Source organism: Pseudomonas sp. NFACC41-3 (assembly GCF_900109505.1).
In the GTDB taxonomy this organism is placed as follows: Bacteria; Pseudomonadota; Gammaproteobacteria; order Pseudomonadales; family Pseudomonadaceae; genus Aquipseudomonas; species Aquipseudomonas chlororaphis.
This window is the reverse complement of record NZ_FOAE01000002.1, coordinates 530,782-544,771: the sequence shown is the minus strand read 5'-3', so window position 1 is coordinate 544,771 and position 13,990 is coordinate 530,782. Positions and strand designations below refer to the sequence as shown.

Here is a 13,990-nt window from a genome sequence, read left to right as displayed (position 1 = left end):
CGAATAATCTTGTAATTCCAACAACAAAACTACGGCAGGCGCTTTTCTAATGACTCTACGAATCGCAATCAATGGTTTTGGCCGTATCGGCCGCAACGTCCTGCGCGCACTTTATACCCAAGGCTATCGTCAGGATCTGCAGATCGTCGCCATCAACGATCTGGGTGATAGTTCGATCAATGCCCACCTGCTCAAATACGACACCGTCCACGGCACCTTCGATGCCGACGTACAGCACGATCAGGAAAGCCTGACCGTCAACGGCGACCGGATCGCCGTCAGCGCCATCCGCAATCCGGCCGAACTGCCCTGGGCCGCCGAGAAGATCGACGTGGTATTCGAATGCACCGGTCTGTTCACCGACCGTGCCAAGGCCGCCGCCCATCTCAGCGCCGGTGCCCGCAAAGTGATTATTTCCGCCCCGGCCAAAGGCGCCGACGCCACCGTGGTGTATGGCGTGAACCACGACATTCTGCGCCAGTCGCACCAGATCATTTCCAACGCTTCGTGCACCACCAACTGCCTGGCGCCGGTGGCCCAGGTGCTGAACCGCGAGCTGGGCATCGAAAGCGGGCTGATGACCACCATCCACGCCTACACCAACGACCAGAACCTGACCGACGTCTACCACAGCGATCCGTACCGCGCCCGTTCGGCCACCCAGAACATGATCCCGAGCAAGACCGGCGCGGCCGAAGCCGTGGGCCTGGTGCTGCCGGAACTGGCGGGCAAGCTGACCGGCATGGCGGTGCGCGTCCCGGTGATCAACGTATCGCTGGTGGACCTGACCGTGCAGCTCAAGCGCAACACCACCGCCGAGGAGGTCAACGCCCTGCTCAAGAGCGCCAGCCAGCACTCGAAGATCCTCGGCTACAACAGCCTGCCGCTGGTCTCCAGCGACTTCAACCACAACCCGCTGTCGTCGATCTTCGACGCCAATCACACCAAGGTCAGCGGCGGCAAGCTGCTCAAGGTCCTGGCCTGGTACGACAACGAGTGGGGCTTCTCCAACCGCATGCTGGATAACTGCCTGGCCCTGTGCAGCGCCGAGTAAACCCACGGCCTGCGGCGCGGGAGCTGCCGCAGGCTGCGATCTTTTGATCTTCACATTCGAGGTTCAAGCGCGCAAAGATCGCAGCCTCGGCAGCTCCTGCAGACTCTCTCCCTCCCGGAGCCACCACCGATGATCGGTATCAGCTTCACCCAGGCCGGCATGGCGGCGCGCAAGCGCATCGCCCTGGTGGCCCACGACCATTGCAAGAGTTTCCTCCTCGACTGGGCCGAGCGGCAGAAAGACCGGCTCGCCGAGCACGACCTGCTGGCCACCGGCACCACCGGCCAGTTGCTGCACCAGCGCCTCGGCCTGCCGGTGGAAAGCATGATCAGCGGCCCCCTGGGCGGCGACCAGCAACTCGGCGCGCGGATCGCCGAGCAGCGGGTGGATATGCTGGTGTTCTTCTGGGACCCCTTCGAACCCCAGCCCCACGATCCGGACATCAAGGCCCTGCTACGGGTCGCGGCGGTCTGGAACATTCCCGTGGCCTGCAACGAATGCAGCGCCGACTACCTGCTCAGCAGCCCGTTGATGGAGCAGGCGCACAGCTACCGGATTCCGGACTACCCGGCCTACCTCTCCGGGCGTCGATGATTCACTCAGGGCTTGACCTTCGACGTAGATGATAAGCATTATCATCTGCTGAAAAAATCAGCCAGGTCCTGTTGTGAGCCAATCCCGCTTCAATCACGTCTTTCTCACCCAGCGCGTTTCGCTGCTGCGCACGCTGGAGCGGATGGTCAACAACCACAGCACCGCCGAGGACCTGCTGCAGGAAACCTACCTGCGGGTGACCCGGGCCCTGAGCGAACGGGCCATCGAGCACCTCGAACCCTTCGTCTTCCAGACCGCCCGCAACCTGGCGCTCGACCACCTGCGCGCGCGACGCATCCAGGCCCGCACCCTGCTCGAAGACGTGCCGGTGGAAGTGGTCGAAAGCGTGGCCGCGCCCCTGAGCAGCGCCGAGGATGCCGCCCATGCCGAACAGTTGCTGGAACGCCTGAACATGAGCCTTGCCCAACTCAGCCCGCGCCAACAGCGGATCTTCATCCTCAGCCGCCTGCACGGCCACAGCTACCTGGAAATCGCCGAGAAACTCGAGGTCTCCCAGAGCACCGTGCAAAAGGAACTGAAGCTGATCATGGCCATCTGCATTGGCGTCGCCGAGCGCTTGAACGGTCATTGAGGCCCAGCCGGACGGGCGTCAGCCGCGGCCCTTTGCTACCCTTGACCGCCCTGCGCTCTCCATCTAAAAAACAGCCGTGCACAGACACAGCCGAGGAACACCCGTGACGGACATCCACCGCATCCAGCCGACCGCCCAGGACGAGGAAACATCCACCCCCTGCGCCGCGGATCAAGCCATGGACCAGGCCCTGGACTGGCTGATCCTGCTGGAGAACCCGAGCCCCGAACAGACCCGGCAATTCCATGACTGGTTGAACGCCTCGCCCCTGCACAGCGCAGCCTTCGACAAGGCCCAGGCGATCTGGAACGGCCCGCAGGTGGTGCGCTGCGCGCAAAACCTGGACACGCAAAAACCCAAGCTCAGTGTGCTGTCGCGCCTGCGTCCGCACTGGCGGCCCCTGGCGACCGCGGCGGTGCTGATCCTCGGTTTGTTCAGTTTCAGCAACCTGCCCCTGCGCCTGCAGGCCGACCACCTGACCGTGGTCGGCGAGCGCCAGCGCCTGCAACTGGAGGACGGCTCGAAAGTCCTGCTCAACACCAATTCGGCCTTCTCCAGCAGCATCGACGAGCGCCAGCGCGTGGCCCGCCTGTACCAGGGCGAAGCCTTCTTCGAGATCCCCGCCAGCCGCGGCCAGCCACTGGAACTCGATGCCGGCCCGGTACGCGCCAGCGTGCGCGACACCGCCTTCGCCGTGCGTTACCTGGACGGCGTGGCCCAGGTGCGGGTGCAGCGCGGCGATGTCGACCTGCGCGCCACCCACGACGATGCCCGGGTGCGCCTGTCGGCCGGCGAAAGCATCCGCATCGGCCCCAACGGTTTCGATCGCCCGGCCAAGCTCGACCTCGACAAGGACCTGGCCTGGGTCCAGGGCCGGCTGGTGTTCGAGAACTGCCCGCTGAACCAGGTGCTGGCCGAATTGCGTCGGTATTACCCGGGCTGGATCGTCAACAACAACGAGCGCCTGGCCGATGTCGCGGTCACCGGCAATTACCGCCTCGACCAGCCGCTGGACGTGGTGCGTTCCCTGGCCCACATCACCTCGGCGCGGCTGCAGGAATTCCCGGCGCTAGTCATCCTCAACTAAAGCGCATTTATTTTTACGCGATCGCTGTCGGTCGTTCGTCTCGTTATAGCCAATGCAATTGATTCGCATTAATCATGCGAATCAGCACCTATAAAGATTCGTGCGACACGGAGCGCTATCGATGTCCTCTCGCCTCAACAGCCGGTCCTCTTCATCCTCCCGCCAGGCCCGCCTGCAGAACTGCACGCTGTCCCTGCTGACCGTCGCCCTCCTGCTGGCCGGGGCCGCGCCAGTCATGGCCGCCACCGCCGGGGCCAAGGCCCCGCCAGCGCGCAACATGGGCGACTACAGCTTCGCCATCGACCAGCAACCGCTGGTGTCGGCGCTGAACGCCTTTACCGCCGTCACCGGCTGGCAGGTCGGCCTGCCGGCGGAACTGGGCGAAGGCATCGCATCCCCGGGCGTGCGCGGTTCGCTGCCACCGGAAAAAGCCCTGGACCGCCTGCTGATGGGCACCAACCTGAGCTACCGCAAGCTGGGCGCCAACAACATCGTCCTGGAAAAACGCGCCAGCGGCGGTGCCCTGAACCTGCAACAGGTGACCATCAGCGCCACGCGCCAGGAACAGGAGGTCAGCAGCGTGCCCAGCACCGTGACCGTGCATGACCGCCAGGACCTGGACCGCAACAACGTCAACACCATCAAGGACCTGGTGCGCTACGAGCCGGGCGTTTCGGTCGGCGGCGCCGGCCAGCGCGGTGGCGGCATCAGCGGCTACAACATCCGCGGCATCGACGGTGACCGCATCCTGACCCAGGTCGACGGCGTGGAGATTCCCAACGGCTTCTTCAACGGCCCCTATGCCAAGACCCAGCGCAATTACGTCGACCCGGAAATCATCAAGCGCGTGGAGATCCTCCGTGGCCCGGCCTCGGTGCTGTACGGCAGCAACGCCATCGGCGGCGCGGTCAGCTACTTCACCCTCGACCCGGACGACATCATCAAGCCAGGCCAGGACGTCGGCGCCCGCCTGAAGACCGGCTACAGCTCGGCCGACGACAGCTGGCTGAAATCCGCCACCGTGGCTGGACGCAGTGGTCAGTTCGACGGCCTGCTGCACTTCAGCCAGCGCGACGGCCACGAAACCGACTCCTACGGCAGCCACAACGGCACCGGCCTGGCGCGCACCGCCGCCAACCCGGAGGACGTGCGCACCAGCAACGTGCTGGCCAAGGCCGGCTGGAACTATGCCGACGACGCGCGCCTGGGCCTGACCTACGAGAAGTACAAGGACGACCGCGACACCAACCAGAAAAGCGCCGTGGGCGGCCCGTTCAACGCCGGCCAGCCGCTGGGCATGTACCGCTCGCGTACCGGTAACGACACCATCACCCGTGAACGCTTCGGCCTGGACAACCACTTCGCCCTCGACAGCCTGCTGGCCGACCACGTGAAGTGGAGCCTGAACTACCAGATCGCCAAGACCGACCAGAGCACCCTGGAAAACTACTTCCCATTCAGCCGCAACGTCATGCGCAGCCGCGAAACCCTCTACCAGGAGAAGCAGTGGGTCTTCGACGCCCAGGCCGACAAGGCCTTCGCCATCGGTGAAACCGAGCACCTGCTGACCTACGGCACCACAATCAAGCAGGAAAAGGTCACCGGCTCGCGCAGTGGCAGCGGCACCTGCCTGGCGGTCGGTCGCGGTTGCACGGCGGTCGGCGCCATCAGCCCGTCCGACGTGCTGAAGAAGTCCAGCGACTTCCCGGACCCGACCATCAACACCTACAGCCTGTTCGCCCAGGACCAGATCAGCTGGAACCAGTGGACCTTCCTGCCGGGCCTGCGCTACGACTACACCCAGCTCAAGCCGCACATCACCCAGGAGTTCCTCAACACCGTGGCCGCCGATGGCAATGGTGAGGTGAGCGACCAGAACAAGACCTGGCACCGGGTATCGCCCAAGTTCGGCCTGACCTACGCCCTGAGCGACCAGTACACCTGGTACGGCCAGTACGCCGAAGGTTTCCGTACCCCGACCGCCAAGGCGCTGTACGGCCGCTTCGAGAACACCACCACCGGTTACCGCGTGGCGCCGAACTCGAACCTCAAGCCGGAGAAAAGCCAGAGCTACGAAACCGGCCTGCGCGGCAACTTCGAGTCCGGCAATTTCGACGTGGCGGTGTTCTATAACAAGTACCGCGACTTCATCAACGAAGACGCGGTGACCCCGGGCTACGACGAACTGACGTTCCAGAGCAACAACATCAAGCACGCCACCATCAAGGGCGTGGAAGTCAAGGGCCGGCTCAACCTCGACGCCCTGGGCGCGCCGCAGGGCCTGTACACCCAGGGTTCGGTGGCCTATGCCTACGGTCGCAACAACGACACCGGCGAACCCTTGAACGCGGTCAACCCGCTGACCGGCGTGTTCGGCCTGGGCTACGACCAGGATAACTACGGCGCCCTGCTCAGCTGGACCCTGGTGAAGAAGAAAGACCGCGTCGACAGCAGCAGCTTCAAGACCCCGGACGGCACCAGCAGCCAGTTCAAGACCCCGGGCTACGGCGTGCTCGACCTGACCGGCTTCTACAAGGTCAGCGACGACGTCACCGTCAGCGCCGGCATCTACAACCTGGCCGACAAGAAGTACTGGCTGTGGGATGACGTGCGCGGCTACGACAGCGTCGGCGAAGCCGCCGTGCTGAGCCCGGCCAACCTCGACCGCCTGACCCAGCCGGGTCGCAACTTCGCGGTCAACCTGATCTGGGACATCTGATCTGGTCTGCCTCACTGCGCTTTTCGATGGGGCGCAGTGAGGATTTTTTACTGTGCCGCGTCTTCTTGTTCGTCTAGTTAGCAAGTGCTTCTCATTTCAAGCCGCTCTTATTTTTAAGCAGCTCTCATTTCCATTGACCAAGGACATCGTCATGACCACCCAGGATTCCCCACAGCGCCCGAGCCTGCGCTCCCAGCGCCTGAACCAGATCACCCACGAACCCCATGCCAGGCTCGACGCCCTGGTCAAGGCCCACGCGCCGTTCGAAAGCGCCAGCAGCTTCGCCCGTTTCGTCGTCGCCCAGTACCTGTTCCAGTCCGAACTGGTCGCCCTGTACAACGACCCGGCGCTGATCGCCATCGTCCCGGACCTGGCGCAGCGTTGCCGCGCCGAAGCGGCCAAGGCCGACCTGGCGGACCTGGACACCGAAGTCCCGGCCCCGGTGGCGGGCGCGGTGCAGAACCCGAGCAAGGCCGAAGCCCTGGGCTGGCTGTTCGTCTCCGAGGGCTCCAAGCTCGGCGCGGCGTTCCTGATCAAGCGCGCGGTCGGCCTGGGCCTCGGCGAAACCTTCGGTGCCCGGCACCTGGGCGAGCCGGCCGGCGGTCGCGCCGAAGGCTGGAAAACCTTCACCCGCATCCTCGACGGCCTGGCATTCAGCGCCGAAGAAGAAGCCGCGGCGGAAAAAGGCGCGCTGGATGCCTTCAACCGCTTTACCGTGCTGCTGGAAAAGGCCTACGACACGGCGCCTGAACTGGCCTGATTTTTTCGCCGGCCCCCTCGTTCCTGTATTGAAGGCGTAGACTCACGCCCGCTGCAGGAACGAACCCGCTGGCGTCAGCCGTTATTCCCACCCCTTGTGGATTGAGCCCCATGCTCGTCACCTCATCATCGAACCCATGACCGGCACAACCCGATCCCCGTCCAAGGCCTCCCGCCTGTTCTTCGGCTGCCTGGCTTACATCAGCCTGGCCATCGGCCTGATCGCCATCGTCGTCCCCGGCCTGCCGACCACCGAGTTCGTGCTCCTCGCCGCCTGGGCCGCGACCAAGAGCTCGCCACGCCTGAGCGCCTGGATGGAAAACCATCGCCTGTTCGGCCCCATCCTGAGCAACTGGCGCAACGGCCGGATCGTCAGCCGCCGGGCCAAGGTCAGCGCCACCGTCAGCATGTTGCTGTGCGCCGGCCTGATGCTGAGCCTGCTCAACCATCACTGGACCCTGTACCTGGCGCTGGCCGGCATGGGCCTGGGCAACCTGTGGATCTGGTCGCGCCCGGAGGCTCTGGCCCAGGCCTCTTGATCCCTCGGCAAGAGCAGCCGGTCGACGTTCGGCTGCTCGCGACATGCCCTCCAGCGAAATCTCCCTCCTCCTCGTTTATGTCAAACACATGACCGCTCGTCGGCTTTTTCTCAGACAAATGCCGCCCAAGCCGATGTTCCGGGCATGGCGCTGAATGGACTTGGCGACCGGAGTCATCCGACTCACCGCTCACCCCTATCCATTCGCGAGATCGCCCCATGTTCGACTCTCTGTCCATTCGCCTGAAAATCGTGCTGTTGTCCGGACTCTGCCTGCTCGGCGTCGTGGGCCTGATCGTCGGGATGAACATCTACCAGACCAACCAGAACGATCAGTTGGTCAGCAGCTCCAGCTCGCGAATGCTCACTGACAGCGTGCAGAACCTGCTGCAGGCCCGGGCTGCGGAGCAGGCGGTGCGGGTACAGAAAACCTTTGGCGAGAGCCTGCTGGTGATCACCACCCTGGCCGACCAGATCAACGACCTGCGGGCCATGGCCGGCAAGCGTTCGCTGGACGCCGCGGCGCTGCGTGAAGAGCTCAACCACAGCCTGAAAACCGCCTTCGAACGCAACACCAAGGTGCTGGGCATCTGGCTCGCCTATGAACCCAACGCCCTCGACGGCAAGGACAGCGAGTTCGCCAACGACGCTGCCCACGCCTCCAACGAAGCCGGGCGCTTCGCCAGTTACTGGAGCCGTGCCGGCGGCACCGGGCTGAACACGGTGATGGTCGAAGAGGACATGAACAAGACCACCCTGAGCGTCAGCGGCACCCCCTATAACAGCTGGTACACCTGCCCGCGCGACAGCAAGCGCACCTGTCTGCTCGACCCGTACGCCGACACCGTGGGCGGCAAGCTGATGCTGATGACCACCATTTCCCTGCCGCTGATTGTCGACGGCAAAGTCATAGGCGTGGTCGGCGTGGACATCGCCCTGGATGCCCTGCAGGCCGCGGCCGCCGACTCCCAGCGCGGATTGTTCGACGGCGCCGGGCACATGCTGATCGTCGCCGGCAGCGGCATCCTCGCCGCCTACAGCAACGATGCGGCCAAGGTCGGCAAAGGCATCGCCGACACCCTCGGCGCCGAAGGCAGGGATGTCCTGCAACTGCTGGCCGGCAATACCCCGAAAATCCTCAAGCAGGGCGACCTGATCCGCGCCGTGTATCCGGTCAGCCCGATCGCCGACGCCCGCCCCTGGGGCGTGGTGATCGACCTGCCGGAGCAGGTGCTGCTGGCCGACACCGTGAAACTCCAGGGCGTGCTCGACGACGCCCAGGCCCAGGGCACCCTGGTGTCGCTGCTGGTGGCGGCGGTCGCCGGCGTGATCGGGCTGCTGCTGATCTGGCTGACCGCCTCCGGCGTGACCCGGCCGATCAACAGCGTGGCGCAGATGCTCAAGGAAATCGCCAGCGGCGACGGCGACCTGACCCAGCGCCTGAAGTACGGCAAGCAAGACGAACTGGGCGAGCTGGTGGGCTGGTTCAACCGCTTCCTCGACAAGCTGCAACCGACCATCGCGCAGATCAAGCAGAGCATCACCGACGCCCGCGGCACCGCCGACCAGTCCTCGGAGATCGCCCGCCAGACCAGCGAAGGCATGCAGGTGCAGTTCCGCGAAATCGACCAGGTGGCCACCGCCTCCAACGAAATGAGCGCCACCGCCCACGACGTCGCCAACAGTGCCTCGAACGCCGCCAACGCCGCCCGTGGCGCCGACCAGTCGGCCAGGGATGGCATGACCATCATCGAGCGCAGCACCCGCGACATCAGCACCCTGGCCGAGGAGGTCAGCAAGGCGGTGGTCGAGGTCGAGGCCCTGGCGGTCAACAGCGAGCAGATCGGCTCGGTGCTGGAAGTGATCCGCAGCATTGCCGAGCAGACCAACCTGCTGGCCCTCAACGCCGCCATCGAAGCGGCGCGCGCCGGGGAAAGCGGCCGCGGCTTTGCCGTGGTCGCCGACGAGGTGCGCAACCTGGCCAAGCGCACCCAGGACTCGGTGGAAGAGATCCGCCTGGTGATCGAGCGCATCCAGAGCGGCACCCGGGGCGTGGTGGCGACCATGCATTCGAGCCAGGCCCAGGCCCAGAGCAACGCCGGGCAGATCCAGCAAGCGGTGCAGGCCCTGGGCAAGATCAGCGACGCGGTCACGGTGATCAGCGACATGAACCTGCAGATCGCCAGTGCCGCCGAACAGCAGAGCGCAGTGGCCGAAGAGGTCAACCGCAACGTCTCGGCGATCCGCAGCGTGACCGAATCCCTCACCGAACAGGCCACCGAATCGGCCCAGGTCAGCAGCCAGCTCAACGCCCTGACCACCCAGCAGATGAAGCTGATGGACCAGTTCCGCGTTTGACCTTGCCCCTGTAGGAGCGAGCGTGCTCGCGATGCACCAGAGAGCGCCGCGTTGAGCCAGTAATTACGCGTCATCGTTGACGAGCATCGCGAGCAAGCTCGCTCCTACAGGTAGTTCTTGCGCCGTTACGGGACTGCGGCGCTTCACACTTTTGATCTATGCTGCCCCCTCTCTTGCGGAGGGCCTGCAATGACCGATGTGCTGTCGTCTGTTCAAGCCGCGCTAGGCTTGCCTCGTACCCCGATTGCCATGACCTCGAGCGGCGCCCTGCCCTCGGCCTTCGCCGTGACCGAACTGGCCAGCGCCAGCATCGCCGCGGCCGGCCAGGCGGCGGCCGAGCTGCTGCTCAGCCAGACCGGGCGCCTGCCCACCCTGAGCGTCGACCGGCGCCTCGCCTCCTTCTGGTTCGCCACCTCCCTGCGTCCGCTCGGCTGGAGCGTGCCGCCGCTGTGGGACCCGGTCGCCGGCGACTACGCCACCCAGGACGGCTGGATTCGCCTGCACACCAACGCGCCGCATCATCGGCGGGCGGCCGAACAGGTGCTCGGCCGGGTCGCGGATCGTCCGGCCATGGCCGCCAAGGTCGCGCAGTGGAACAAGAGCGACCTGGAGCAGGCGGTGGTCGAGGCAGGTGGCTGCGCCGCCGAAATGCGCAGCTGGGCCGAGTGGCAAGCCCACCCCCAGGGGCAGGCCGTGAATGCCGAGCCCCTGGTGCATTACCAGACCCGCAACGCCAGCGCCGCCCAGCCCTGGCGCGGATCGCTGGCCCGGCCCCTGGCCGGGATCAAGGTGCTGGACCTGACCCGGGTGCTGGCCGGGCCCATCGCCAGCCGTTTTCTCGCCGGGCTGGGCGCCGAGGTACTGCGCATCGACCCGCCGGACTGGAATGAACCCGGCGTGGTCCCGGAAGTCACCCTGGGCAAACGCTGCGCCCGGCTGAACCTGCACGATGCCGCCGATCGCCAGGTCTTCGAAGGCCTGTTGGGGGAAGCCGATCTGCTGCTGCACGGCTACCGCGCCGATGCCCTGGAACGCCTCGGCTACGGGGCCACCGAGCGCCAGCGCCTCGCCCCGGGGCTGATCGATGTGTGCCTGAACGCCTATGGCTGGAGCGGCCCCTGGCAGAACCGCCGTGGCTTCGACAGCCTGGTGCAGATGAGCAGCGGCATTGCCGAGGCCGGCCAGCGCTGGCAGCAGGCCGATAACCCCGTACCGCTGCCGGTGCAGGCCCTGGACCATGCCACCGGCTACCTGATGGCCGCCGCCGCGATCCGCGCCCTGACCGAACGACTGCAAACCGGGGCCGCCGGCAGCGCACGACTGTCACTGGCGCGGACCGCCAAGCTGTTGATCGAGCACTCCAATGGCAGCGCCGAGCCCGCCTTGCGCGGCGAAGACCAGGACGATCAGGGCCTGCTGGTAGAGCAGACACCCTGGGGCCCGGCCCATCGCCTGCAAGTGCCCTTGCAGATCAGCGGCACACCCCTGCAATGGACGCACCCCGCCAGCGACCTGGGCGCCCATCGCCCGAGATGGTAAGCCCGTAACGCGTAACCCTGTAGCCGCTGCCGAGCAACGCGAGGCTGCGATCGGCCGCAAAGCGGACGTCAATCAGGCCGCGCGTTACGTCATTCATATCGCGTGCGCAGGGTTGGCGAGGACTGCGTCCTCGATCGCAGCCTCGCAGGCTCGGCAGCGGCTACAGAAACGGGAATCAGGGGGCTACAACGCCGTCCACAGGTGCTGCGCCGCGTAGCCGCGCCATGGCCGCCAGGCCTCGGCGCGGGCCAGCAACTGGCTGGCGCTGACCGGTCCGCCTTCGAGCGCCGCCAGGGCGTTGAGCAGGCCCACGTCCGCCGCGGGAAAGGCGTCCGCTTCGCGGAACTGGCGCAGGGCCACGTAATGCGCGGTCCAGTCGCCGACACCCCACAGCGCCCGCAAGGCCGACAGGCTGTGTTCGAGGCTGGCCTTGGGGGCAAACAGCTGCGGATCGTCGAGCAGCGCCTGCGCCACGCCGGACAGGGTTCGGCCCCGACTGCGCGGCATGCCCAGGCTCGCCAGATCGGCGCCCGCCATCCGCCCCGGTTCGGGGAACACATGGCTCAACCCCGCTGGCGCCTCCTCGCAGCTCAATGGCTGGCCATACTGCGCCACCAGCTTGCCCGCCAGGCGGATGGCCGCCACCACCGTGATCTGCTGCCCCAGCACCGCGCGCACCGCCAGCTCGAAACCGTCCCAGGCACCGGGTACGCGCAGCCCCGGCCGCGAGGCGATCAAACGGGCCATCAACGGGTCGGCGGACAGTTGCCGGTGGATCGGCGCCAGATCGGTGTCCAGGTCCAGCAGGCGGCGGATGCGCGCAACGATCCGCGCGTGGGCCTGCGGGTCGGGAAAGTGCAGGGTCAGCGCCAGCGCATCGCTGTCGCCCGGGCTCACACTGAACCAGCCGTGTACGCCATCGAGGCTGATGCTGCGCGAGTAGCGGTCGCCACTGACGGTCTCCAGCCCCTCGATGGCCCGCACCCGGAGAAAGGCCAGCATCGCCGGCCAGTCATAGGGCGGCTGGTAAACCAGCCTCACAGCGACAGTACTCCGCTGTACAGGCCATAGGCGGCCAGGGTGGCCCCGGCGACCACGCAAGCGAAAATGCCCTTCTCGATGCCGGTGAACAACGGCTCGCCCTGCTCGCGCTTGGCCTTGGCGAACAGGATCACCCCGGGGGCATACAGCAGGGCCGACAGCAGCAGGTACTTGACCCCGCCGGCGTACAACAGCCAGACCGCGTAACACAGGGCCACGCCACCGATGCACAGGTCTTTCATGCGCTCGGCCGAGGCCTGCTCGTAGGTTTCGCCGCGGCCGCTGAGCAACACCGCATAGGCCGCCGACCACAGGTAAGGCACCAGGATCATCGACGAGGCGAGGTAGATCAGGCTGGTGTAGGTCCCCGCGGAGAACAGGGTGATCAGCAGGAACACCTGGATCATGCTGTTGGTCAGCCACAGGGCGTTGACCGGCACATGGTTGGCGTTTTCCTTTTTCAGGAAGGCCGGCATGGTCCGGTCGCGGGCCGTGGCGAACAGGATCTCGGCACACAGCAGCGCCCACGACAGCAAGGCACCGAGCAGGGAAACCGCCAGGCCGATGCTGATCAGCAAGGCGCCCCAGGGACCGACGATGTGTTCCAGCACCGCCGCCAGCGACGGGTTCTGCAAGGTCGCCAGTTCCGGCTGGCTCATGATCCCCAGGGACAGCACGTTGACCAGCACCAGCAGGGCCAGCACGCCGATAAAGCCGATCACCGTGGCCCGGCCGACGTCCGCACGCTTCTCGGCCCGGGCCGAATAGACGCTGGCGCCTTCGATGCCGATGAACACGAAGACCGTGACCAGCATCATGTTGCGCACCTGGTCCATCACCCCGCCGAAGTTCGGGTTGGCACGGCCCCAAATGTCGCGGGTGAAGATGTCCGCCTTGAACGCCACCGCGGCAATCACGATGAACATCACCAGCGGCACGATCTTGGCCACGGTGGTCAGCAGGTTGATGAACGCCGCTTCCTTGATCCCGCGCAGCACCAGGAAATGCACCGCCCACAGCAGGACCGAGGCGCAGGCGATGGCCACCGGGGTGTTGCCCTGGCCAAACACCGGGAAGAAATAACCCAGGGTGCTGAACAGCAGTACGAAGTAGCCGACGTTGCCCAGCCAGGCACTGATCCAGTAGCCCCAGGCCGAAGAAAAGCCCATGTAGTCGCCAAACCCGGCCTTGGCGTAGGCGTACACCCCGGAGTCGAGTTCAGGCTTGCGGTTGGCCAGGGTCTGGAACACGAAGGCCAGGGTCAGCATGCCCACGGCGGTGATCGCCCAACCGATAAGGATCGCCCCGGCGTCGGCCCGGGCCGCCATGTTCTGCGGCAAGGAAAAGATCCCGCCGCCAATCATCGACCCCACCACCAGGGCGATCAGGGCGCCGAGTCGCAGTTTTTGTGTGGTTTGTGGCATGCCTACCTCTGCGTCCGGTCCAATTGTCCGACAACAACCTATATGAAATTAGTTAACTTCCACAGATTGGAAACGGACTAAAAGAGTCAATTATTGATCTTTTGTGGAGCCATCGACATGACGAGGATCAGAACATATTGAATAGTTGGGTTTTTATTATGGATAAAACCCAAATGCCATCAGCGCGCCGGTCAGCCTTATAACTTTTTAATGAGTTGCGCATTCTGGAAAGCGGACTAGTTTCAATCTGGCGCCAATGAGAAGACCTTTCATCTGGAACCCGAG

General features: G+C 65.3%; 11 protein-coding genes. 9 read left to right on the top strand and 2 right to left on the bottom strand.

Annotated elements, in window-relative coordinates; translation table 11 throughout:
- The first annotated feature begins 49 nt into the window (after positions 1-49).
- The 9 genes from gap to BMY68_RS11830 all read left to right on the top strand — a co-directional run bounded on the left by gap (position 50) and on the right by BMY68_RS11830 (position 11,240).
- A complete protein-coding gene (gap, locus tag BMY68_RS11870; protein WP_009050409.1) occupies positions 50-1,054 on the top strand; it encodes a type I glyceraldehyde-3-phosphate dehydrogenase in 1,005 nt (334 codons plus the stop codon).
- 129 nt (positions 1,055-1,183) lie between these two features.
- On the top strand, positions 1,184-1,648 hold the full coding sequence (locus BMY68_RS11865) for a methylglyoxal synthase (protein ID WP_009045236.1): 465 nt from the start codon (positions 1,184-1,186) through the stop codon (positions 1,646-1,648).
- Between the two features lie 73 nt (positions 1,649-1,721).
- Positions 1,722-2,240: an RNA polymerase sigma factor gene (locus tag BMY68_RS11860; RefSeq protein ID WP_085532042.1), complete on the top strand. Its 519-nt coding sequence runs from the start codon at positions 1,722-1,724 to the stop codon at positions 2,238-2,240.
- A 178-nt stretch (positions 2,241-2,418) separates the two neighbouring features.
- Entirely contained in the window at positions 2,419-3,327 is a 909-nt protein-coding gene (locus BMY68_RS11855; protein WP_175534836.1) for a FecR family protein, read from the top strand.
- Between the two features lie 121 nt (positions 3,328-3,448).
- A complete protein-coding gene (locus tag BMY68_RS11850; RefSeq protein ID WP_085532046.1) occupies positions 3,449-6,046 on the top strand; it encodes a TonB-dependent receptor in 2,598 nt (865 codons plus the stop codon).
- 151 nt (positions 6,047-6,197) lie between these two features.
- Positions 6,198-6,806: a biliverdin-producing heme oxygenase gene (locus tag BMY68_RS11845; protein WP_085532048.1), complete on the top strand. Its 609-nt coding sequence runs from the start codon at positions 6,198-6,200 to the stop codon at positions 6,804-6,806.
- 136 nt (positions 6,807-6,942) lie between these two features.
- Entirely contained in the window at positions 6,943-7,344 is a 402-nt protein-coding gene (locus BMY68_RS11840; protein WP_007926296.1) for a YbaN family protein, read from the top strand.
- Positions 7,345-7,562: 218 nt separating this feature from the next.
- The gene (locus tag BMY68_RS11835) at positions 7,563-9,701 is read left to right on the top strand and encodes a methyl-accepting chemotaxis protein (RefSeq protein ID WP_085532050.1); all 2,139 of its coding nucleotides are present in this window, start codon (positions 7,563-7,565) and stop codon (positions 9,699-9,701) included.
- Between the two features lie 189 nt (positions 9,702-9,890).
- A complete protein-coding gene (locus tag BMY68_RS11830; protein WP_085532052.1) occupies positions 9,891-11,240 on the top strand; it encodes a CoA transferase in 1,350 nt (449 codons plus the stop codon).
- Positions 11,241-11,423: 183 nt separating this feature from the next.
- On the opposite strand, the gene BMY68_RS11825 is transcribed toward BMY68_RS11830, so the two are convergent.
- Both BMY68_RS11825 and arcD read right to left on the bottom strand, forming a co-directional pair.
- Positions 11,424-12,281, bottom strand: a complete 858-nt coding sequence (locus BMY68_RS11825) for a DNA-3-methyladenine glycosylase family protein (protein ID WP_085532054.1) — start codon at positions 12,279-12,281, stop codon at positions 11,424-11,426.
- Positions 12,278-13,705, bottom strand: coding sequence for an arginine-ornithine antiporter (arcD, locus tag BMY68_RS11820; protein WP_062824890.1), 1,428 nt, complete (start codon positions 13,703-13,705; stop codon positions 12,278-12,280). Before arcD ends, BMY68_RS11825 begins: the two co-directional genes overlap by 4 nt.
- Positions 13,706-13,990: the final 285 nt, after the last annotated feature.